Source organism: Cupriavidus sp. CPT47-8839-RL05A (genome assembly GCF_058792255.1).
Genome location: NZ_JBYTEG010000011.1, coordinates 169,776 through 191,797 on the forward strand (window position 1 = coordinate 169,776; position 22,022 = coordinate 191,797).

Here is a 22,022-nt window from a genome sequence, read left to right on the forward strand (position 1 = left end):
CATAACAAGCGCAAACGGAGCCGCTCCCATGGACCTGAACTTCATCGATGCCAACAAGCTGGAGGCGGGCTGGACCTACCTGGTCCAGTTCGCCATCAACCAGGGAATGAACTGCCTGGCAGCCATCCTGATCCTGATGGCCGGCTGGTGGCTGTCGGCCCGCGTGGCCCGGGGCGCCCGGCGCGCGCTCAGCGGCACGCACGTGGACGAGACCATGCGCCCGCTGCTGGCCAACGCTCTGCAATGGATGGTGCGCGTGCTGACCATCGTGCTGGTGCTGTCGCAGTTCGGGGTGCAGACCGCCAGCATCATCGCCATGCTGGGCGCCGCGGGCCTGGCCATCGGGCTGGCGCTGCAGGGCACGCTGCAGAACATTGCCGCCGGCATCATGCTGGTGCTGCTGCGGCCGTTCCGCGTCGGCCAGTACATCGATGCGCAGGGGGTGGCCGGCACCGTGCGCGAGACCGGCCTCTTCATGACCGAGCTGACCACCTTCGATGGCGTCTGCCTGCGCGTGCCTAACGGCAAGCTGTGGGGCAGCGCCATCACCAACTACAGCGAGAACGCCACGCGGCGCGCTGACATCGAGGCCACGGTGACCTTCGACAGCGATGTGCAGCGCAGCCTGGAAGCGCTGCGCGCGATGCTCGCGCGCGAGCCGCGCCTGCTGGCCGAACCCAGGCCCGAGACCATGGTGGTCAACTACACGCAGCAGGGCATCACGCTGAACGTGCGCTACTGGACCTCGAACGACGACTACTGGAACGTGCGTTTCGCGTTCTACGAGCGCATCAAGCATGTGCTGGAACAAGCCGGCAGCAAGCTGGCGGTGCCGATCCAGGAATTGCACGTGCCGGGCGCCGCCTCGGTGCCGGGTGCGGTGAAGGTGGCCGACAGCGCGCCATCGGCGAGCGCGCCGCACCCGGCCGGCGCGGCTCCGCGCCAGCCGGTGCAGCACCTGGGCTAGCCGAGCACAGGTGCGTTATTGTTGTCGTCGCCCTCGTCGGAAAACAGCGTGCAGGCGCCGCTTTCCGCGGTGCTGACATGGCGGCGGAAGGTGGCGAACAGGTCGCGGCCCACGCCGTGGCGATTGGCGCTGAGGTCCGGACGGGCAGGCGCGCGCGCCTGCCATTCGTCGTCCGGCACCAGCACCTCGAGCACGCCCGCGGGCGCATCCACGCGCATCATGTCGCCGCTGCGCACGCGCCCGATCGCGCCCCCGTGCAGCGCCTCGGGGCAGACGTGAATAGCTGCCGGCACCTTGCCCGAAGCGCCCGACATGCGCCCGTCGGTCACCAGCGCCACATGGAAGCCGCGGTCCTGCAGCACCGTCAGCGTGGGCGTGAGCTTGTGCAGCTCGGGCATGCCGCACGAGGCCGGGCCCTGCCACGGCAGCACCGCAACGAAGTCGCGCTCCAGCTCGCCGCGCTTGAATGCGTGCAGCACATCGTCCTGATGCTCGAACACGATCGCCGGTGCCTCCACCACCTGGTGCTCGGCCTTGACCGCCGAGGTCTTGATCACCGCGCGGCCCAGCCTGCCGTCCAGCACCTTGATGCCGCCGTCCGGCGCAAAGGGCGCGTCGGCGGCGCGCACGATGCTGTCGTCGAGCGGCGCGGCCGGGCCGTCGATCCAGGTCAGCTTGCCGTCGCGCAGCACGGGTTCGCGCGTGTAGTCCTGCAGCCCGCGGCCGACGATGGTGGTCACGTCGTCATGCACCAGGCCCAGCGACAGCAGCCCGCGGATCACCACGGGCAGCCCGCCTGCGGCCTGGAACTGGTTCACGTCGGCCTTGCCGTTCGGGTACACGCGCGCCAGCAGCGGCACCACGGCCGAGAGCTCGTCAAAGTCGTCCCAGCCCAGCACGATGCCGGCCACGCGCGCCATCGCGATCAGGTGCAGCGTGTGGTTGGTAGAGCCGCCGGTGGCCAGCAGCCCGACGATGCCGTTGACGAAGGCGCGCTCGTCCAGCACCTCGGCCACCGGCGTATAGCGCTCGCCGCCGTGCACCAGCTTCAGCGCCTGGCGCGCGGCCTCGCGCGTGAGCGCCTCGCGCAGCGGTGTGTTGGGGTTGACGAAGGCCGTGCCCGGCAGGTGCAGGCCCATCATTTCCATCAGCATCTGGTTGGAATTGGCGGTGCCGTAGAAGGTGCAGGTGCCGGGGCCGTGGTAGGAGCGGGTCTCGGCCTCGAGCAGCTCCTTGCGGCCGATCTTGCCTTCGGCGTAGAGCTGGCGCGTGTGCGCCTTTTCGTCGTTGCTGATGCCGGTGGTCATCGGACCGCCCGGCACGAACACGGCCGGCAGGTGGCCGAACGACAGCGCGCCCATCACCAGCCCGGGCACGATCTTGTCGCACACGCCCAGGTACAGCGCGGCATCGAACATCTGGTGCGACAGCGCCACCGCCGTGGCCAGCGCAATCACATCGCGCGAGAACAGCGACAGGTCCATGCCGTCCTGGCCCTGCGTGACGCCGTCGCACATCGCGGGCGTGCCGCCGGCAAACTGCGCGGTGCCGCCGGCCTCGAGCGCCGCTTCCTTGAGCCACTGGGGGAAAGCCGCCAGCGGCTGGTGCGCCGACAGCATGTCGTTGTAGGCCGAGACGATCGCCAGGTTTGGCCGCTCGTCGGCCTTCAGCCGGATCTTCGCGGCGTCCGGCATGGCAGCCACCGCATGGGCCAGGTTGGTACAGGAAAGCTGCGCGCGTTCGACCTTCTGCCCGGCCATGGCGCGGGTGCGGTCAAGGTACGCCTGGCGCGAGGCGGCGCTGCGGGAGACGATGCGGGCGGTGACCCGCTCGAGCACTGGATGACGTGGCATGGGGTTCTCCTGCGGGGGAGCTTTCAGCCTAGCGCACTTTGCCGCGTACCGCACGATCCACTGCGCAGCGCACGCAGAAACGGGTACGCTTCGCGCTCCGGTCATGCCTTTGCCACGCAAGTGCCGCGGCCTGCGCCTCGCCAAGCGCTGGCGAGTCACGTAAACTGGCCACAACGCGCGCCTTCCATGGCGGGTCTTCAAATCGCTAAAGGAGTCCAGGGTGAGCATGCCTGATTTCGACATGGTGCTGTTCGGCGGCACCGGCGACCTGGCGCGGCGCAAGCTGCTGCCGTCCCTGTTCGATGCCCACCACGCCGGCCTGTTGCACCCGGCCGCACGCATCCTTGCCACCGGCAGCCAGCCGCTCTCGACCGCGGACTACCTCGCCTCGCTGGAGCAGACCGTGCGCCCCGGGCTGGCCCATGCGCCGCCCGAGTCATGGGACAAGTTCTGTGCGCGCATTGTCTACGTGCAGGCCGACGCACGCGTGCCTGCGCATTTCGATACGCTCGCGGAGCAGGTGCTGGCGCGCAAGCCTGACGTGGTGGTGTGCTATCTCGCCACCGCGCCGCACCTGTTCGTGTCGATCTGCGAGCAGCTGGCACGCGCCGGCCTGAACACGCGCCAGGCGCCCAACGTGCGCATCGTGCTGGAAAAACCACTGGGGCATGACCTCGAATCCAACGAGGCGATCAACTCGGCAGTGGCGAAGTTCTTCGCCGAAGAGCAGATCTACCGCATCGACCATTACCTCGGCAAGGAGTCGGTGCAGAACCTGATGGCGATCCGCTTCGGCAACGCTCTGTTCGAGCCGCTGTGGCGGCGCGAGTGGGTGCAGGACGTGCAGATCACCATCGCCGAAGAACTCGGCGTGGAAACGCGCGGCGACTTCTACGACCGCACCGGCGCGCTGCGCGACATGGTGCAGAACCATTTGCTGCAGCTCTTGTGCATGGTGGCGATGGAGCCGCCGGCCAGCCTCAGCGAAGATGCCATCCGCGACGAGAAGATCAAGATCCTGAAGGCGCTCAAGCCGATCACGCCGCAGGACGTGGCCGAGAAGACCGTGCGCGGCCAGTACCGCTCCGGTGCCATCGGCGGCAAGCCGGTGCCGGGCTACCTGGAGGAAGCGGGCATCGCGCCCGACAGCCGCACCGAGACCTTTGTCGCGATCAAGGCCGAGATCGCCAACTGGCGCTGGGAAGGGGTGCCGTTCTACCTGCGCACCGGCAAGCGCATGCAGTCCCGCGTGGCCGAGATCGTGATCCATTTCCGCGACGTGCCGCACGCGATCTTCCCGCGGCCGCTGACGCTGTCGCCGCAGAACCGGCTGGTGATCCAGCTGCAGCCGGAAGAGAGCATCCGCCTGTACTGCCTGGTCAAGCAGCCTGGCGACACGCTGGAGCTGACGCCGACCTCGCTCGACCTGGACTTTGCCAACTCGTTCAAGGTGCGCCGCGCCGGCGCCTACGAACGGCTGCTGCTCGACGTGATCCGCGGCCGGCTGGGCCTGTTCGTGCGCCGCGATGAACAAGTGCAGGCCTGGCGCTGGGTCGAACCCATCATCGACACCTGGGAGGCCAGCACCGTGCCGCCCAAGCCCTATACCGCCGGCACCTGGGGACCGGCCGCGTCGTCGGCGCTGATGTCGCGCGACGGCGGGCTGTGGCACGAGGAAGCCTGAGCCATGCGCCCGCAGAATCGCAAAGGAAACCATCATGCGCGTGTTTGAACATCCCACCCCGATGGACCAGGCCGAGGCGCTGGCCATCTCCATCGGCAATGCGCTGGAGCTGGCCATCCGCGTCAAGGGCTGGGCGGTGCTGGCGGTCTCGGGCGGACGCTCGCCCGTGGCGATGTTCGAGCGGCTGCGCCACCGGCACGTGCGCTGGGAAGCGGTGACCATCACGCTGGTCGACGAGCGCGTGGTGCCGCCCGAGCACGCGGACAGCAACGCCGCCCTGGTGCGCGCGCACCTGCTGCGCGAGGCCGCTGCCAGCGCCGCCTTCGTACCGCTGATTGCCGATGCGCAGGACGTTGCCGCGCCGGCACAGGCGGTGGCGCGGGCCAACAGCGCATTCCGCCAGCCCGACGTGGTGGTGCTGGGCATGGGCGAGGACGGTCATACCGCCTCGCTGTTCCCGGATGCGCCCGAACTGCAGGGCGCGCTGAGCGAGCCGCAGCCCGGCTACGTGATCACGCACCCGTCAGCCGCGCCGCATGCCCGCATCACGCTCAACCTGGCGGCGCTGCTGGCCGCCGAGCGCGTGTTCCTGTCAGTGTCGGGCGCGGCCAAGGCCGAGGTGCTCGAACGCGCGTTGCAGGGACCTGCGCCGTCGTTGCCGGTCAGCCTGGTGCTGTCACGGCACCGGCACGGGCTTGACGTGTTCAAGACCTGACAGACTGATTCCCAAGCGGAGCGAACCCGACGCCATGGCCACCACTGCATCCTCCCGCGCTGACTTCCCCCGCCTGCTCGGCGATGTGGGCGGCACCAACGTGCGCTTTGCACTGGAAACCGCACCAATGCGGATCGGCCCGGTGACCGCGCTGAAGGTGGCCGATTTCCCGTCGCTCGAGGCGGCCCTGCGCCAATACCTCGACGGACTTGCCGCGTCGGGCAAGCCGGTGCCGCGCCACGCGGCGATCGGCCTGGCCAACCCGGTGACCGGCGACCAGGTCCGGCTCACCAACCACAACTGGTCGTTCTCGATCGACGGCATGCGGCGCGCGCTCGGGCTGCAGACGCTGGTGGCCATCAACGACTTCACCGCGCTGGCGCTGGCCCTGCCGCACCTGCCTGCCGACGGGCTGGTGCCCGTGCGTGCCGGCACCGCGGTGCGCACCGCGCCGCTCGCGCTGGTCGGGCCGGGCACCGGGCTGGGCGTTTCCGGCCTGGTGCCGGCGCCGGGCGGAGCAGCCGTGGCGCTGGCCGGCGAAGGCGGCCATATCGAGCTGATGCCCGACACTGACGACGAATGGATCGCCTGGCGCGCCGCCCATCGCAACGTCGGCCGGGTGTCGGCGGAGCGGCTCCTGTGCGGCAGCGGCCTGTCGCATATCCATGCCGCGCTGGCCGCAGAAACGGGTACGCTTTTGCTCGCGCCGCTGCTGCCGGAGCAGGTCACCACCGGCGCCTTCGAGCGCCACGACCCGCTGTGCCAGCGCGCCATGGCGGTGTTCTTCGGCCTGCTCGGCTCGGTTGCGGCCGACATCGCCCTGGTGCTGGGCGCGCGTGGCGGGGTCTACCTGGGCGGTGGCATCCTGCCGCGCTTCGTGCCGGCGCTGCAGGCCTCGGCCTTTGCCGAGCGCTTTGTCGCCAAGGGCCGCATGCGCGGCTGGCTGGAGGCCGTGCCGGTCCACGTCATCACCGCCAGCCACCCCGCGCTGCCGGGACTGGCGCGCGCACTGGCCGAGCAGCTCGACGGCCGCGGCCGGAACGCATAGCCATGCGCGTGCTGCTGGTGGAAGACGACGCCATGATCGGCGACAGCGTCAAGCTGGCGCTGCGCCAGGATGGCTTTACCGTCGACTGGGTGCGCGACGGCGACGCGGGCCTGGCGGCGGCCAGCACCGCGCAGCACGGCCAGGCATGCTATGACCTGATCCTGCTCGACCTCGGCCTGCCGCGGCGCCCGGGCCTCGACGTGCTGCGCAGCTTGCGCGCGCGCGGCGTGCCGACGCCGGTGCTGATCCTGACCGCGCGCGATGCCGTCGCGGACCGTGTCGCGGGGCTCAATGCCGGCGCCGATGATTACCTGGTCAAGCCCTTTGACCTGCAGGAACTGGCGGCGCGCATGCACGCGCTGGCGCGCCGCGCTGCCGGCCGGGCGGAACCGCTGGTCAGCTACGGTGACATCGTGCTCAACCCCACTACCCGCGAGGCCACCCACCACGGCGAGCCGGTGCGGCTGTCGGCGCGCGAGTTCGCGCTGCTGTCCGCGCTGATGGCGCGGCCCGGCAAGGTCTGGTCGGTGCCGCAGCTGCAGGAGCGGCTGTACGGCTGGGACGACGAAGTCGGCAGCAATACCGTCGAGGTCTATATCCACGCGCTGCGCAAGAAGTTCGGCGCGGCGCTGATCCGCAATATCCGCGGCGTGGGCTATGTGGTGCCGCGCCTCGATGGGGATGCAGCATCCGCGGGCGAAGGAGACACCCCCTGATGCGCTCCATCCAGCGAACCCTGCTGTGGTGGCTGGCCGCGGGCCTGCTTGCCGGCATCGCCGTCGCCACGGCGCTGATCTACGGGCAGGCACGGCAGGAAGCCAATGCGCTGTTCGACTACCAGATGAAGCAGATGGCCGCGGCATTGCCCAGCCAGTTTGCCGACCCGGTGGCGCCGCCTTTTCTGGGCTCGCCCGGCGACCTGACGCACGCCGACGAGGATGTGGTCATCCACATCTGGGACGGCTCCGGCCGCAGCCTGTACCTGTCGCATTCGCACCCGGCGCTGCCCGCGCGCGCGGAGCTGGGCTTTTCCAACGTGACTACGCAGCAGGGCGAATGGCGCCTGTACAGCATGCAGCTCGGGCCCACCGTGGTGCAGATCGCGCAGCCGATGAGCGCACGGCGCACGCTGGCCGCGCGCATGGCGCTGCGCACCGTGGCGCCGCTGTTGCTGTTGTTGCCGCTGCTGGGCTGGCTGGTGTGGATGGCGGTGGGGCGCGGCCTGCGCCCGCTGCGCGAAATCGCCACCGAGGTGCGCGCGCGCGACGCCAACACGCTGGCGCCACTGGCCGTGCGCCAGATGCCGGACGAGATCGCTCCGCTGAGCGCGGCGCTGAACCAGCTGCTGGCACGGCTCTCGCACGCCATCGACACCCAGCGCGCCTTCGTCGCCGACGCCGCGCACGCCCTGCGCACGCCGCTGGCAGCGCTGCAGCTGCAGGCACAGCTGGTGGAGCGGGCTGAGAACGGCGCAGCGCGTGACGAAGCCATCGGCAAGCTGCGCCAGGGGCTGGAGCGGCTGACCCACCTGGTCACCCAGCTGTTGACGCTGGCACGGCAGGAGCCGGGCGCAGCCATGCCCCGGCACGAACCGGTGGAGCTGCACCAACTGGCCGCAAGCGTGGTCGCGGACATGGCGCAGGCCGCGCTGGATCGCAATATCGATCTTGGGCTGGACGGCACCAAGGACTCATCGCCGGCGGTGGTGCGGGGTGATGTGGATGCGTTGCGCATCCTGCTGACCAACCTGCTGGATAACGCGCTGGCTTATATCCCTGCCGGAAGCCGTATCGATGTGCTGGTGGGTCGCAGCGCCGATGGGCGCGCCGTTGAACTGGTGGTCAGCGACAACGGGCCGGGGATCCCCGCTGAAGAGCGCACGCGCGTGTTTGACCGGTTCTATCGGGTGGCCGATGCGCCGACCGGCGGCAGCGGGCTGGGGCTGGCCATCGTGGCGGAGATTGCGCAGTCGCATGGGGCGCGGGTGGTGCTGGAGGATGCGGGGCCGGGGTTGCGGGTTAGGGTGGTGTTTGGCGCCGGGTAGGTCTTAGCTGCAGGTTGGGCTGTTGTCGAGCGACGGCGTACCGTTGGCCAATGCAAAACCTTCCTCCTCACCCCACCGGCGTCAATACCTCCTCCCCCGCAAAATGCCGCCGCGCATTCTCCAGGAACTGCGTCACGGACGCCGTGATGGCCTCCGGCGACCAGCCGGCCACATGCGGGGTCAGCACGACGTTAGGACAGTCGAACAACGCGACCGGCGGCGCCGGCTCGCTCTCATAGACATCCAGCCCGGCCCCGCCAAGCTTGCCAGCGCGCAGTGCGGAAGCCAGCGCCTCGGTATCCACCACGCTGCCGCGCGCGATATTGACGAGGAACCCGGCCGGCCCCAGCGCCGCCAGCACGCTTGCATCGACCAGGTGCCGCGTACCCGCCCCGCCCGGTGTGGCGATCACCAGGTAGTCCGCCCACGCGGCCAGCGCACCGATACTGTCGAAGTACCGGTACCCCGCATCTTCGCGCGGCTTGCGGTTGTGATAGCCGATCTCGAGGTCGAAGCCTTCGCCGCGCCGGGCAATACGCCGGCCGATGGTGCCCAGCCCTACGATCCCCAGCCGCTTGCCCGAGACATTGGGCCGCAGCGGCAGCGCGGTGCGCCAGGTACCGGCGCGCGTGGCCGCGTCCAGCTGCGGCACGGCGCGCACGGTCGCCAGCAGCAGTGCGAAGGCGTGGTCGGCCACGCAGCTGTCGTTGGTGCCGGCGCCGTTGGCCACGGCGATGCCGCGCGCGCGGGCGTGGGCCACGGCGATGTTCTCGAAGCCCGCGCCCAGCGCGCACACCAGTTCCAGTGCTGGCATCGCGTCGATCTCCGCCGCGGTCAGGCCGGTGGAGCCGATGGTCAGTACCGCGCGGATGCGTTCGCCCTGCGTGGCGATCTGCGCTGCGCGGCCTTCGGCGTCGGGCGCGTAGAGGATCTCGAATCGTTCGGCAATGGCGTCGCGGTGGTGGGTGGCGACCTGGGTCAGGATCAGCAGCGTGGGCTTCATGGCGGGGTGGAGTCGGAGAGGGGTGGCAGCGGGTGGGATGCACCCGGAGTCCGTCACGCGGATAGCGGGCAGACGTCACATTCTAGCGCTGCGGCGCCGGGCTTGCCGAAGGCGACAGCACGCGCGGAGGCACGCAGAAACGGGTACGCTTTGCCTGCGGCAGCGAGGTTTGCGACCGGTCTTGCAGAATGGAATATGCCTATAAACAAGGGTCGAACGCGATTCCCGAAGGGCCGGCAGTACCGTTCCGCCGGTTCCGGCAAGGCACGCAGAAACGGGTACGCTTTGCGGGGTACGCCCCCCTCGGCGCCATGACCGCATCACACCATTGCGTATCATGCGTGTTCTCTTCCTCACTCGCAAAAGAACGGCATGCGCGCAATCGGCAACTTCCTCTGGTTCATCCTTGGCGGCGTGGTGATGGGCCTGGCCTGGTGGCTGGCCGGGCTGCTGGCCTTTATCTCGATCATCGGGATCCCCTGGGGCAAGGCCTGCTTCGTGATCGGGACTTTCACCTTCTTCCCGTTCGGCAAGCAGGCCATCAGCCGGCGCGAGCTGACCGGGCGCGACGATGTCGGCACCGGCGCGCTGGGGCTGGTCGGCAATGTGCTGTGGTTTATCTTTGCCGGCGTGTGGCTGGCCATCGGCCACGTGATGGCGGCGGTCGCCAACTTCGTGACCATCATCGGCATTCCGTTTGCGATCCAGCACCTGAAGCTGGCCGGCATTGCGCTGGCGCCGATCGGGCAGACCGTGGTCACCAATGAAGTGGCCGACGCCGCGCGCCGCGATGGCGCACGCCTGCAGGTGGACAACCTGCGCCGCTGACGGATCAGGCGTTGGCGTCTTCGGCGCCGCCTTCGTCCTGCTGGCCGGCGTGCGCGACCAGCCGGTCGAGCAAGCTGCCCAGCAGCGCCTGTTCGGCGTCGCTCAGGCAGCCGAAGATCTCCGCATTGCGCCTGGCGATCATCGCGATCGCCTGCCGGTATAGCGGCTTGCCCTGTGCGGTCAGTGACAGCACCACGCCGCGCCCGTCGGCCTCGCTCGCCTCCTTGCTGACCAGCCCGCGCGCCACCAGCGCCTGCGCCGAGCGGCTGGCCTGGCCCTTGGTCAGGTTGGCGCCCTGCGCCAGCTGGTTGACCGACAGCGGCGCGAAGGCGCCGATCGCGGCCAGGCAGCGGCCCTCGCTGAGCGGCAGGCCGCATTGCTCCAGGTAGGCGGCGGCGCTGTCCTTGTCGCTGAGCTTGTTGACCTGGTGCAGGCGGTAGGTCAGGAACTGGTCGAGGCGTGGCAGTGGCTTCATGGCGTGTCCTTGTCAGGCGTCGGCATTCTAGCGTCCTGTACTCCCTATTGCTGGCTGCGAGCCTCGGCTTCGTCGATCAGCGCCAGCACCGGCGCCAGCGCTTCCTGCCGGCTCATCAGGCCCAGGCACACCATTGCCAATAGCAGCGGGGAGCGTGCTTCGCCGGCACGGCCCATAGCCTCGCACAGGCGGGTGTAGGCGAGGTCGAGGTCTTCAGCTTGCATGGCGGGCTCCGGTTTGCATCAGGGGGGCGAGGGTGGCGCGCACGGCGTCCCATGACGGTTCGCGCCAGCGTGCCAGGACATAGCCATCGGGGCGGATGAGGTAGAGCGTGCCGGATCGTGCGCCGTAGCGGGCGTGGGCCTGGCCGGCGACGTCGGCCAGCGCCGTGGCGCCGGCCACGTTGCCGCCGGTGACCACCACGTGTGTCTGCACGGCCTCCGGATGCGCATTCTCGAATGCGGCCAGTGGCTCGGGAAGCGAGGGCGCATCGCTGAAGTACAGCAACGTGAACCGTTGCCCGAAGCATTGCGTGAGGTGCACGACCTCGTCGGGGCCTGCCACGCGCATTTCCGGCGCGGGCAGGCCGGGCGCGGCGCCAGGACAGTCGTCGCCAAAGTCGCTGGGACCGTTCAGCGCCGAATCCGTATAGGCAATCGGTGCCGACTGCCGCGGATTGATCAGTGACCGCACCGCGGGCTCATGCTGCGCCAGCCGCAGCGTGGCTTCGCGCATCAGCCGGAAGGCAAAGTCGGGCGGTGCCATGAACTCGGTGCTCTTGGCGCCGTAGGCGATGTTCTGCCGCGTGGCATGCACGCGTTCGGCCGAATAGGAATCGAGCAGGCTGTCGGGCGCCTGGCCGCGCAGCACCCACGCCAGCTTCCAGGCCAGGTTGCCGGCATCGTCCAGCCCGGAGTTGAGCCCGCGCACGCCAAAGATCGGCACCAGGTGCGCGGCGTCGCCGGCAAACAGCACGCGGCCGTGGCGGTAGTCCTGCAAGGTCAGGCACTTGGCGTTGTAGATGGAGATCCACAGCGGCCGCCACGGCTCGGTCTCGCCGATCATGTCGAGGTGGCTCTGCACGCGCGGCAGCACGTTCTCGGGCTTGACGGCTTCGTCAGGGTCTTCGTCGTCGCGGATCTGGTAGTCGATGCGCCAGACGTCGTCAGGCTGGCGGTGCATCAGGATGGTCGATCCGGGGTTGGAAGGCGGGTCGAACCAGGCCAGCCGCTCCACCTCGCGCCGCGTCTTCTGCACGATATCGACGATCACGTAGCGGCCTTCGTACTGGGTGCCTTCCATGCGCAGCCCCAGTTGCTCGCGCACGGTGCTGCGCCCGCCGTCGCAGGCCACCAGCCATTGCGCGTCGACCTGCACCACGCCTGCGCCAGTCTGGATCTCGGCCACGACGCCGCTGCCGTGCTGGCGCACCGCCTGCACGCGCGCGCCGAAGCGCACATCCGCTGGCGCAGCGCCGCGCAGCGCGGCGTCGTGGGCGAGGGCTTCCAGGTAGTACTGCTGGATATTGACCATCGGCGCGAAGCGCTCGCCGGGTTCGCTGGGCATGCGGAAATGCAGCACCTCGGCATCGCGGTAGTAGCTACGCCCGCCCACCCACGGCAGGCCGGTTTCGACGGTGGCGCGGTCTGCGCCCACCCAGCCGAGGATTTCCAGCGAACGCCGCGCCATGCAGATGGCCCGGCTGCCGGCGCAGTAGCCGTCGTCGGCTTCCACCACCAGCGCGGCTATGCCCTGGCGCGCCAGCAGCGCAGCCAGCGTCAGGCCGACCGGGCCGCCGCCGGCAATCAGTACCGGCACGTGCTGCGGCCATGGGCGCGATGACGAGGGCGGCGGTGCCGGCGGCACGGCCGCGTGGGGTGCGGTGGAGTCTGGCATGGCGGGGTCGTAGTGTCTCTGCGATGTAGTTGTGTGCGCAACTATATCGACCAGATGGTTGCGCACGAAACTAGTGTTAACCCGGCCGGGAAACGGCGATCCGGCGAAAGTCGGGAACAAGTCGCACATCGCCGCAGGCCGTCCTTGGCCTATGCTTCGCAAGAGGCACACTACTTCAGCCCACCCGCTGCGCCATGCCCACGCTCCCGACCGATGCCGCACCCCGCGCCACCAGGCTGCCTGCGCCGGGCAGCTGGCAGTACCACGTGCTGCTGGGCGCGGCAGGCATGCTGGTGCTGGGTCCGCTGGGCGGCATCGCTGCCGCGTATATGAATTTCTCGCTGGGCTTCTTTGTCGGCGGGCAGGTGCTGGCGGGCATCCTCGGCTCGGTGGTGACTGCAGGCTATGGCGCGCCCGGGCGCCACGGCGCCAACTACATCCAGACCGCGGCGGCGTCGGTGGCGGGCATGGGCGGCATGGCCGTGGTGCTGCAGGCGATGGCGTGGCTGGGCATGGCGCAGCCGCCGTTGTGGCAGCTGGTGCTGTACATGCTGTGCATCGGCATGTTCGGGGTGGGTGTGGGCATGCTGTACACGCCATTGCTGGTGGACCGGATGCAGCTGACCTTTCCGTCGGGGCTGGCCGTGGCCAATATCCTGCGCGCGCTGACCGATCCGGCGCTGCTGCGGCGTTCGGTGGCGCGGCTCGGGGGCGGCCTGGCGCTGGGCCTGGGTTGCGGCCTGGGCGCCGCGCGCATGCCGTGGCTGGCGGCGCTGGACCTGTCGGCCGCGACCTTCGGCGCCGGGATGATCGTCGGCGCGCGCGTGGGCATTGCCGCGCTGGTGGGCGGGCTGGCCGGCTGGGCCATGACCCCGTGGTTTGTCGCCGCGGGCTGGATGGCGCCCGGCGAGCCCTATCGCAAGGCCACCTTCCTGGTGGCCCTGGGCATGATCATGGGGGCGGCTGCGGTCGATGTGGCCTTGCTGCTGGCACAGGCGTGCCGCCAGTGGCGCGCGCGCCGCCACCCTGCGCCGCGGCGCGGGCCGGGCATGGGCTGGGTGGCGGCCTGGGCGCTGCTGTGGGGCGCGGCCACGGTGGCGGCGGGCGTGGCCTGGTTCGGCCAGCCGTTGGGCTTCCAGCTGATGGCGGTGCTGCTGGTGCTGGTGTTTGCGCTGGTCAACGGCATCTCGGTCGGCATGGTCGACCAGAACCCGATCTCGTCCGCCTTCGTGCTGTCCGTGATCCTGATGGCCGCCGCCGGGCTGCGCGCGCCCCATGTCGGGCTGATCGCCGCCACGGTCTTGCTGGTGGCCACGGCCGAGGCGAGCGACATGCAGCAGGACCGCTCCACCGGCTGGCGCCTGGGCAGCGACCGCATGGTGCAGTTCGGCTACCAGGTGGCGGGCATCGTCGTGGGTGCGCTGGTGGCGGTGGCGATGGCACGGCTGTTCATGCATGCCTATCCGGTGCTGGCGCTGGACCAGACCAGCCTGCCGGCCGACCAGCAGCCCGCGCGCTGGACCTCGGCCATGACATACAAGATCGTGGGCGTGCTGCACGGGCTGGCGCAAAGCCGCACCGGCCAGCATGTTGCGGTGGCAACGGGTCTGGCGCTCGGCCTGGCCACCGCGGTATTGCGCAAGGCCATCCTCGGCCGGCAGGCGTGGCAGCGCTTCGCGCAAGCCAGCCGGCGCGGGCGGGTGGCGGATTTCCTGCTCGATGCGGCGATCCTGCCCTCGCCCTATGCGTCGTCTTTCGGTGGCTTCGTCAACCTGGCGGCGGCCGGGTGGATGGCGGCCGGCGGCGTGGCGGCGAGCGTGGCCGCCGCCGTGGCCAGGCCCGCAAGGACGGCCCGGGGTTTGCCGCAGGATATGAGCACGGCATCGCTGGTCGGTGGCGGCCTGATCGCGGGCGATGCGCTGGCGGCGCTGGCCATCGGCGTGGCGGGCCTGTTATCCGCCACATTGGGTTGAGGCCGGCCGCGATTGTCAAATTATACTGACGCTTCTGTCCAAGTTTCAGTGGATTGTCAAATCCCGCGACCAGCGTACCATAGGCGGCCAGACTGACGCACTGGCTTGACCCGGAGAATCATCATGGCCCTTGACCAAGAATCCTTTGCCCTGCTGCGCGCCTCGGTGCAGCGCTTCATCGACGAACGCCTGAAGCCCGCCGAAGACACGCTGGAGGAAACCGACGACGTGCCCGCCGAGATCGTCGCGGACATGAAGGAGATGGGCCTGTTCGGCATCTCCATCCCCGAGAACTACGGCGGCATCGGCCTGTCGATGTCGCAGGAATGCGATGTGGTCTACGACCTGGGCCATACCGCCTTTGCCTTCCGCTCGGTGTTCGGCACCAACGTCGGCATCGGCTCGCAGGGCATCCTGATGGATGGCACCGAGGAACAGAAGCAGCAATACCTGCCGCGCATCGCCAGCGGCGAGCTGATCATCTCGTTCGCGCTGACCGAGCCGAACGCCGGCTCCGATGCGGCTTCGCTGCAGACCAAGGCCGAGCTCGACGGCGACCACTACGTTATCAACGGCACCAAGCGCTTCATCACCAACGCGCCGCGCGCCGGCGCCTTCACGCTGATGGCGCGCACCGGCGGCGCGGGCGCTTCGGGCATCTCGTCCTTCATCGTGCCGGCCGACACCCCGGGCATCTCGCTGGGCAAGCCGGACAAGAAGATGGGCCAGCGCGGCACCAAGACCTGCGACGTGGTGCTTGAGAATGTGCGCGTGCCGGCTGCCAATATCATCGGCGGCGTGCCGGGGGTGGGCTTCAAGACCGCGATGAAGGTGCTCGACCGCGGCCGCCTGCATATCTCGGCGCTGGCCTGCGGCATGGCGCATCGCCTGATCACCGACGCTGTGGCCTATGCCAGGGAGCGCAAGCAGTTCGGCAAGCCCATCGGCGACTTCCAGCTGATCCAGGCGATGCTGGCCGACAGCCAGGCCGAGCTCTACGCCGGCCTGTCGATGGTGCGCGACTGCGCCCAGCGCTACGACGCCAAGCCCGCCGGCAAGAGCGATCCGGAGGTCAGCATGCTGGCCTCGTGCACCAAGATGTTCTGTACCGAGATGGTGGGCCGCGTGGCCGACCGCGCGGTGCAGATCCATGGCGGCGCCGGCTATATCGCCGAGTACAAGGCCGAGCGCTTCTACCGCGACGTGCGCCTGCTGCGCCTGTATGAAGGCACCACGCAGATCCAGCAGTTGATCATCGCCAAGCAACTGCTGCGCGACTGACCATGCAACCGCCCGGCGCGGCAGGAGTCGACATGAACACGATGCAGTTACGCGGGCCGGACAGCCCGCTGCAGGCAGGGCATGATGGCGATGCGCCGCACCGGCTGCGCGCCGTGGTGGCGACCTATCGTCCCACGCTGCAGGCCTATACGCTGGCGGTGTCGCCGGCCGAGCTGATGGCGCTCAGCGCGCTGCCAGCTGAGATGGCGGGCGGTGTGGGCGGCACCAGCGATCCACGCGCGCACGCGCACCTGGCGCGCTTGCGTGGCGAGGTCCAGGCCAGCGGCATTGCGTTGCCGGGTGCAATCGTGGTCGCGGTCAGCGGCGGCAGCCTGCAATGCGAGTCTGACCACCTCTACACGCTGTCGCTGCATCCGCGCCGTGGTGACCGGCTGATCGTGCTGGACGGCTATGAGCGGCTGCTGGCGCTTGCGCATGGCGAACGGCGGCAGTGCAAGACGCTGGTGTCGGCGGTGCTGTGGCGCGCGGCGCTGGATACCGCCGCGGCGGTGCCGGCGGCGGAGGCCGCCAACGAAACGATCGACGCGGCCGTAGCGCAGTCGTCGTGCGCGGCGCGCTGGGCCAACGCCACGCGGGTGTGGCATTGACCGGGGTACCGGGCACGAAGAACATGCTCAGCGCAACATGACGGAAGCCGCCTGCATGGCGGCTTTTTCTCTTCTAGTGGCCCGGCGTGCGCGCAAGCCGCTTATTGCGGCCACACGCCATCGACATCGCGCAGCAGATGGCCGGCGAGGATATAGTCCCCGAGCCGCGTGGCCTTGGCCTCGAGGTCGAGCAGTTCATGGTCCGCCAGCGTGCCGAGATCGAACTGGCAATAGAGATTGCGTTGACGGAACGTGGCCTTGGGTTTGGCCAGCCCTTCGATCAGGGCTTCGCGGGAACGGACGGCGATGCTTTCTTGTCCGCGATACTGCACCTTGATACCGCGCTTTTCTCCGAGCCTGCCGAGTTCGACGGCATCCTGCCATCCTGTCTCGTAGTCCAGCTCAAGCGCCAGCACGCCTTCCGAGGCCAGAAGCCTGAGCGCTTCTGCCTTGCTGCCAGCTCGCACGATTGACATCCACACCTCTTATATCGACTTATACTGTACGAATATACAGTCAACCCGGGGTCGCGGCAAGGGGCTTGCACCGGACGCCTGCCGACCGCTCCCTGCCTTGCCGCTGCGATGTTGCGCTGGCCGCGCCTGCGGCCTCTTGCCAGTGCAGCCGAATATTGTTTCCCGCGTATGTCAGGGCTGCGCCTGCGGTGCCGCGCCGGCCGCTTCGTTGCCTGTGCTGCCGGCCGCGCCGGAGCCACTTCCGCTGCCGGTTGGACCCAGTTGCGCCGGTGCGCCGCTGAAGTCGCCAGCATAGACGCGCGACAGCGTGCCTGGCTGCATGTAGCGCCGAATGGCCGCGTTGACGGTTTCCGGCGTGGCGTTGCGCAGGCGCTCTTCGAGTTCGGCGGTGAAGGCCATGGTGCGGCCCAGGTAGAGCTGGTTGGCCAGCGCGCCGGCCAGCGCGGCGTCGTTGCTGCGGCCGACCATGCCCTGCTGCAGCAGGCCGCTGACGGCCTCGGCCAGTTCCTGCGCGGTGATGCCGTCGCGCACGAAACGCTCCAGCTCCTCGGTCACGGCGCGTTGCAAGCGCGGCAGGTTCTGCGGTGCGTATTGCGCCTGCAGGCCGAAGCGTCCCGCGCGGTCGAGCGCGCCCACCTGCACCCAGCTGCTCGCGCCATAGCTCAGGCCTTCCCGCTGCCGCAGCCGGTCAGCCAGGCGGCCGCGCAGGCTGGCGCCGCCGAGCACGCGGTTGGCAATCATCATCAGCGCATAGTCCGGCGCGTCATTGGTCAGGTCGATCGGCGTGGAGGCCAGGTAGATGGCATTGGCCTTGCCCGGCGCGGGCAGCGTGAACTCCGCCGGCGGGATCGGCACAAAGGGGCGCTCGACGCGCGCGTAGGGCCGTTGCGCGCTCCAGTCGCCGAACAGCTGCGCTGCCTGCGCGGCCGCGGCCGCGGCATCGAAGTCGCCCACCAGGCTCAATTGCGCATGGCCCGCGCCATAGAAGCGCGCGTGGAAGTCGCGCACCTGCGCCAGGGTGGCGGCCTGCAGGTCGGCGATGTTCTCGGCAAAGGTGCGCGCATGGCGCGGGTCGCCCGCGGGGTAGGGGTCGCCATGGCGGCCCAGCGCGTTGGACGCCATCACGCCCGGCTCACGCCGGATGCTCTCGATCTCCGCGATGCTGGTCTTGCGCAGCGTTTCGAACTCCGCCTCGGGGAAGGTCGGTGCGCGCAGCAGGTCGCGCAGCAGGGCCAGCAGTTCCGGCAAGTGCGCGCGGCGCGTCTCGAAGCTGACGGTCACGCGCTCAGAGCTGCCAGAGATGCCGACGCGTGCGCGCAGCGCCTCGATGCGGTCGGCGATCTGCTGGCGGTCCATGCCAGCCGCGCCGCGCCGGAGCATGGAGGCGGTCAGCGCGCCCACCGTGGTCAGCCCCTGCAGGCTCTGCGCGTCGCCCATGCGCAGCACCAGCGCGCCGTGCACCACTTCACCGCGCGCGGGCTTGGGCAGCAGCGCCAGCTGCATGCCGTTGGCCAGCGTCTGGCGCGTGGTGTGGGCCTCGATATTGGCGGGGCTGGGATCGAATGCCGCCACCGCGGCCATTGCCTGCCTGCCCTGGTAGCCGCTGACCATGGCCGTGACATCGGGCGCCGGCGGCACCTGCGCGCGCGACGGCTGCTCGGCGGGAAGGAACACGCCCACGGTGCGGTTCGAGGCTTGCAGGTAGTTCAGCGCTACGCGCTGCACGTCTGCCAGCGTGGTGGTCTCGATGCGGTCGCGCGCCAGGAAGAACAGGCGCCAGTCGCCCTTGGCGATGGCCTCGGACAGCGCCACGCCGAGCGCGCCGGGATCGTTCATGTAGTGCTCGTAGGCGTTGCGCATGCGCACGCGCGCACGTTCCAGCTCGGCCTCGGTCACGGGCGCCTCGGCAAAGCCCTCGACCTGCGTGATCAGCCCGGCGCGCGCAGCCGCGAGCGGCTGGTCTTTGGACGTCTCGACCATGAGCAGCAGCGCGCCCGGGTCCTTCATCGCATAGAGCGCGGTGCCGACCGACACGGCCTGGCCACGCTCGACCAGCGCCTTGTACAGCCGCCCGCCCGGCGTATCGCCGAGGATGAGGGTCAGCAGCGAGAGTGCCGTGCTGTCCGGATGCGCACCCGGGCTGACGTGGTATTGGGCGGCGACCAGGCTGTTGTCGCCGGGGCGCATCACGACCAGCTCGCGCGCGCCTTCCTGTGCGGGCTCGACGGTATGCTCGGGCGGCAGCACGCGCGTCGGGCGCGGGATCGGCCCGAAGTAGCGCTCGATGCGTGCCAGCGTGGCGGCGGGATCGAACTTGCCGGCCACCACCAGCACCGCGTTGTCGGGCTGGTAGTAGCGGCGATAGAAGGCGCGCAGGCCGTCGATGCTGACGTGCTCGACATCGCTGCGCGCGCCGATCGGGGCCTTGCCGTAGTTGTGCCAGCGGTAGGCGGCGGCCATGGTCTGCTGCATCAGCATGCGCCCGGGGCTGTTCTCGCCCATTTCCATCTCGTTGCGCACCACCGTCATCTCGCTGTCCAGGTCGGCACGCGAGATCACGCTGTTGACCATGCGGTCGGCTTCCATGCGCAGCGCCCAGTCAAGGTTTTCATCGTTGGCGCTGAAGGTGCCGAAGTAGTTGGTGCGGTCCTGCGCGGTGGTGCCGTTCACGCTCATGCCGCGCCGGGCGAACTCGGTCGGGATGGCCTTGCCGGGCAGCGATGGCGTGCCCTTGAACAGCAGGTGCTCGAGCAGGTGGGCCATGCCGGTCTCACCATAGTTCTCATGGCGGCTGCCGACCAGGTAGGTGATGTTGACGGTGGTGGTGGCCTTGGCCGCGTCCGGTGCCAGTATGATGCGCAGGCCGTTGGGCAGGCGGTATTCGGTGATGCCTTCGACCGATGCCACCTGCGTGGCCGTGGCAGGCGTCGCCGTGGGCGCGGTCTGCACCGGCTGCGCCAACGCCGGCGCGCAGGCAAGCGAAGCGAGCAAGGACAGGTGCAGGGCAGTGCGGCGCATGGCGTCTCCGGGCGGGCGGTGGCAGTGGGTTGGCGGGTGAGGCACGAAGCGCATTCTAGCCGCCGCCCCTGCCAGGAACTGTGCCGCAGCCCACGCCCGCGCGCCAGAGGGAAATGTCCGAATCCAGCGGGTAAGCACTTGCAGGTAGCGGTAGCATGCCGTCATGCACCTCGATCCCGATACCTGCTACAAGGCCGTGGCCTCGCACGACCGCCGCTTCGACGGACGCTTCTTCGTGGGCGTGTCGTCGACCGGCGTGTACTGCCGGCCGGTGTGCGCAGTGCGCACGCCCAAGCGCGAAAACTGCACCTTCTACGAGAGCGCTGCGGCGGCGGAGAAGCATGGCTTCCGCCCCTGCCTGCGCTGCCGTCCGGAACTGGCGCCCGGGCACGGGCTGGCCGATATTTCAGGCCGGCTGGCGCAGGCCGCGGCCACGCTGATCGACGAGGGCTTCATGGCCGAAGGCAGCGTGGCCACGCTGGCGGCGCGCATCGGCGTGACCGAGCGGCACCTGCGGCGCCTGTTCGATGCGCAGTTCGGCGTGTCGGTGCTGGAGTACGCGCAGACGCAGCGGCTGCTGCTGGCCAAGCGCTTGCTGGCCGACACCGCGCTGCCGGTGACCGAAGTGGCGCTGGCGGCGGGCTTCGGCAGCGTGCGCCGCTTCAACGATGTGCTGAAGACCCGCTACGGCCTGACGCCGCGGGCGCTGCGCCGCCGCGCCGCCGACGGCGTGGCCGACCGGCTGGTGTTCGACCTGGGCTACCGCCCGCCGTTTGCCTGGGACGCATGGCTGCGCTTCCTGGCTACCCGCGCGGTGGATGGCATCGAGGCCATCCGGGACGGTACCTATATGCGCACGCTGCTGGTGGATGCCGGCGGCAGCACGCATACCGGCTGGGTACGGATCGAACATGTGCCGCGCCGGCTGGTGCTACGCGTCACGTTGTCGGCCTCGCTGGCGCGCGTGATTCCGCAGGCGCTGGGCAAGGTGCGCCGCCTGTGCGACCTGGGCTGCCGCCCGGACGTGGTGGACCGGCACCTGGGCGAGCTTGCCGAGGCAATGCCGGGCGTGCGCCTGCCGGGCAGCGTCGATGGCTTCGAGATCGCGGTGCGCGCGGTGGTGGGGCAGGTGATCTCGGTGGTGCAGGCGCGGCGCATCCTGGGCGCGCTGGCGCGGCACGCGGGGCAGTCGCTGGACGGCACGCCCCCCGACGGCCTGCGCTACACGTTCCCGACTGCCGCCGCCATTGCCACACTGCCAGAGCAAGGCTTGCGCGATGCCGGGGTGTCGGCGGGCAAGGCGCGCACGCTGCTGGCGCTGGCGCAGCGCGTGGCCGACGGCACGCTGGCGCTCGATGCGCACGCGCCGCCGGAGCAGACCGTGGCGGCGCTGCGCGAGGTCGGCGGCATCGGCGACTGGACCGCGCAGTATGTCGCCATGCGCGCGCTGGGCTGGCCCGATGCGTTCCCCGGCACCGACTATGCGCTGCGCAAGGTGCTGGGCGTCAGTACCGTGCGCGCGATGCACGAGCGCACCGCGCAATGGGCGCCGTGGCGTGCCTACGCCGCCATCCACCTGTGGCATCGCTATGAAGCGATGAAGGATGCGGCCAGTGCCGCGGCCGAACCGGAGACGATCACATGACCAGCTATCGCCATATCGACAGCCCGCTCGGGACCATCCTGCTGCGCGCGCAAGGCGCACACCTGACTGGCCTTTTCTTCGCCGGGCAGAAATACCATCCCGCAGGCATTGCCGACAGCCGCGACGTGCCGCCGGCCGACGCCGCGGTGCTCGACCGCGCCGCGTCGGAACTGGCCGAATATTTCGCCGGCCGCCGCGATACCTTCACCGTGCCGGTGCGCTTTGCCGGCAGCCCGTTCCAGCAGCGCGTGTGGGAGGCGCTGCTGGCCATCCCCTGCGGCGAGACCGCGTCGTACGGCGAACTGGCCCGCACCCTGGGCCTGCCGCCCACGCATGCGCGCGCAGTCGGCGGCGCGGTGGGACGCAACCCGCTGTCGGTGATCGTGCCCTGCCATCGCGTGCTGGGCAGTGCCGGCGCGCTGACCGGCTACGCCGGCGGCATCGAGCGCAAGCGCGCCTTGCTGCAGCGCGAAGGCATCGGCACCTCGCCCGGCTGATGGCGCCGGCT

19 protein-coding genes are annotated in these 22,022 nt (G+C 69.7%); 12 read left to right on the top strand and 7 right to left on the bottom strand.

The window, feature by feature from the left end; genetic code table 11:
* Positions 1 to 28: 28 nt before the first annotated feature.
* On the top strand, positions 29 to 967 hold the full coding sequence (locus tag AC3WVS_RS15665) for a mechanosensitive ion channel family protein (protein WP_058697703.1): 939 nt from the start codon (positions 29 to 31) through the stop codon (positions 965 to 967).
* On the opposite strand, the gene edd is transcribed toward AC3WVS_RS15665, so the two are convergent.
* Positions 964 to 2,820, bottom strand: a complete 1,857-nt coding sequence (edd, locus tag AC3WVS_RS15670) for a phosphogluconate dehydratase (protein WP_492319387.1) — start codon at positions 2,818 to 2,820, stop codon at positions 964 to 966. The two genes, AC3WVS_RS15665 and edd, sit on opposite strands and share 4 nt — an antisense overlap.
* A gap of 226 nt (positions 2,821 to 3,046) precedes the next feature.
* Between edd and zwf the strand changes: the two genes are divergently transcribed.
* From zwf to AC3WVS_RS15695, 5 genes are read left to right on the top strand one after another with little or no spacing between them, the layout of a single operon-like run.
* Positions 3,047 to 4,504 (top strand): glucose-6-phosphate dehydrogenase, encoded by a 1,458-nt coding sequence (gene zwf, locus AC3WVS_RS15675; RefSeq protein WP_492319388.1) that lies wholly within the window; start codon positions 3,047 to 3,049, stop codon positions 4,502 to 4,504.
* 34 nt (positions 4,505 to 4,538) lie between these two features.
* Positions 4,539 to 5,219 (top strand): 6-phosphogluconolactonase, encoded by a 681-nt coding sequence (gene pgl, locus AC3WVS_RS15680; protein WP_492319389.1) that lies wholly within the window; start codon positions 4,539 to 4,541, stop codon positions 5,217 to 5,219.
* 34 nt (positions 5,220 to 5,253) lie between these two features.
* Positions 5,254 to 6,267 (top strand): glucokinase, encoded by a 1,014-nt coding sequence (gene glk / locus AC3WVS_RS15685; protein WP_492319390.1) that lies wholly within the window; start codon positions 5,254 to 5,256, stop codon positions 6,265 to 6,267.
* Between the two features lie 2 nt (positions 6,268 to 6,269).
* Positions 6,270 to 6,983 (top strand): response regulator, encoded by a 714-nt coding sequence (locus AC3WVS_RS15690; protein WP_492319391.1) that lies wholly within the window; start codon positions 6,270 to 6,272, stop codon positions 6,981 to 6,983.
* Positions 6,983 to 8,311 (top strand): sensor histidine kinase, encoded by a 1,329-nt coding sequence (locus AC3WVS_RS15695; protein ID WP_492319392.1) that lies wholly within the window; start codon positions 6,983 to 6,985, stop codon positions 8,309 to 8,311. The genes AC3WVS_RS15690 and AC3WVS_RS15695 overlap by 1 nt, the downstream gene beginning before the upstream one ends.
* A 67-nt stretch (positions 8,312 to 8,378) precedes the next feature.
* Here the strand turns inward: AC3WVS_RS15695 and AC3WVS_RS15700 are convergent, their stop codons facing one another.
* Entirely contained in the window at positions 8,379 to 9,314 is a 936-nt protein-coding gene (locus AC3WVS_RS15700) for a 2-hydroxyacid dehydrogenase (protein ID WP_492319393.1), read from the bottom strand.
* A 372-nt stretch (positions 9,315 to 9,686) separates the two neighbouring features.
* Here AC3WVS_RS15700 and AC3WVS_RS15705 point away from each other — a divergent pair, with 372 nt between their 5' ends.
* Positions 9,687 to 10,142, top strand: a complete 456-nt coding sequence (locus AC3WVS_RS15705) for a YccF domain-containing protein (protein ID WP_492319394.1) — start codon at positions 9,687 to 9,689, stop codon at positions 10,140 to 10,142.
* 4 nt (positions 10,143 to 10,146) lie between these two features.
* Here the strand turns inward: AC3WVS_RS15705 and AC3WVS_RS15710 are convergent, their stop codons facing one another.
* Genes AC3WVS_RS15710 through AC3WVS_RS15720 form a run of 3 tightly spaced genes read right to left on the bottom strand, consistent with a single transcriptional unit; the run spans position 10,147 to position 12,513 of the window.
* On the bottom strand, positions 10,147 to 10,617 hold the full coding sequence (locus tag AC3WVS_RS15710; RefSeq protein ID WP_492319395.1) for a MarR family winged helix-turn-helix transcriptional regulator: 471 nt from the start codon (positions 10,615 to 10,617) through the stop codon (positions 10,147 to 10,149).
* A gap of 44 nt (positions 10,618 to 10,661) precedes the next feature.
* Positions 10,662 to 10,841 (bottom strand): hypothetical protein, encoded by a 180-nt coding sequence (locus AC3WVS_RS15715; protein ID WP_010811169.1) that lies wholly within the window; start codon positions 10,839 to 10,841, stop codon positions 10,662 to 10,664.
* Complete coding sequence (locus AC3WVS_RS15720) at positions 10,831 to 12,513, bottom strand: FAD-dependent oxidoreductase (RefSeq protein WP_492319396.1); 1,683 nt, start codon at positions 12,511 to 12,513, stop codon at positions 10,831 to 10,833. Before AC3WVS_RS15720 ends, AC3WVS_RS15715 begins: the two co-directional genes overlap by 11 nt.
* 194 nt (positions 12,514 to 12,707) lie before the next feature.
* Here AC3WVS_RS15720 and AC3WVS_RS15725 point away from each other — a divergent pair, with 194 nt between their 5' ends.
* The 3 genes from AC3WVS_RS15725 (at position 12,708) to AC3WVS_RS15735 (ending at position 16,375) form a co-directional block, all read left to right on the top strand.
* Positions 12,708 to 14,486, top strand: coding sequence for an OPT/YSL family transporter (locus tag AC3WVS_RS15725; RefSeq protein ID WP_492319397.1), 1,779 nt, complete (start codon positions 12,708 to 12,710; stop codon positions 14,484 to 14,486).
* A 123-nt stretch (positions 14,487 to 14,609) separates the two neighbouring features.
* Positions 14,610 to 15,767: an acyl-CoA dehydrogenase family protein gene (locus AC3WVS_RS15730; protein ID WP_010811172.1), complete on the top strand. Its 1,158-nt coding sequence runs from the start codon at positions 14,610 to 14,612 to the stop codon at positions 15,765 to 15,767.
* A 32-nt stretch (positions 15,768 to 15,799) separates the two neighbouring features.
* Positions 15,800 to 16,375 carry a hypothetical protein gene (locus AC3WVS_RS15735; protein WP_492319398.1) on the top strand — a complete coding sequence of 192 codons (576 nt, stop codon included), beginning with the start codon at positions 15,800 to 15,802 and terminating at the stop codon, positions 16,373 to 16,375.
* 101 nt (positions 16,376 to 16,476) lie between these two features.
* Here AC3WVS_RS15735 and AC3WVS_RS15740 read toward each other — a convergent pair whose 3' ends face one another.
* Together AC3WVS_RS15740 and AC3WVS_RS15745 are read right to left on the bottom strand one after the other, a co-directional pair.
* A complete protein-coding gene (locus tag AC3WVS_RS15740; protein WP_010811174.1) occupies positions 16,477 to 16,851 on the bottom strand; it encodes a hypothetical protein in 375 nt (124 codons plus the stop codon).
* Between the two features lie 171 nt (positions 16,852 to 17,022).
* A complete protein-coding gene (locus tag AC3WVS_RS15745; protein WP_492319399.1) occupies positions 17,023 to 19,869 on the bottom strand; it encodes a M16 family metallopeptidase in 2,847 nt (948 codons plus the stop codon).
* Between the two features lie 163 nt (positions 19,870 to 20,032).
* Between AC3WVS_RS15745 and AC3WVS_RS15750 the strand changes: the two genes are divergently transcribed.
* Positions 20,033 to 21,514 carry an AlkA N-terminal domain-containing protein gene (locus tag AC3WVS_RS15750; RefSeq protein WP_492319400.1) on the top strand — a complete coding sequence of 494 codons (1,482 nt, stop codon included), beginning with the start codon at positions 20,033 to 20,035 and terminating at the stop codon, positions 21,512 to 21,514.
* The gene (locus AC3WVS_RS15755) at positions 21,511 to 22,011 is read left to right on the top strand and encodes a methylated-DNA--[protein]-cysteine S-methyltransferase (protein ID WP_492319401.1); all 501 of its coding nucleotides are present in this window, start codon (positions 21,511 to 21,513) and stop codon (positions 22,009 to 22,011) included. Before AC3WVS_RS15750 ends, AC3WVS_RS15755 begins: the two co-directional genes overlap by 4 nt.
* Positions 22,012 to 22,022: the final 11 nt, after the last annotated feature.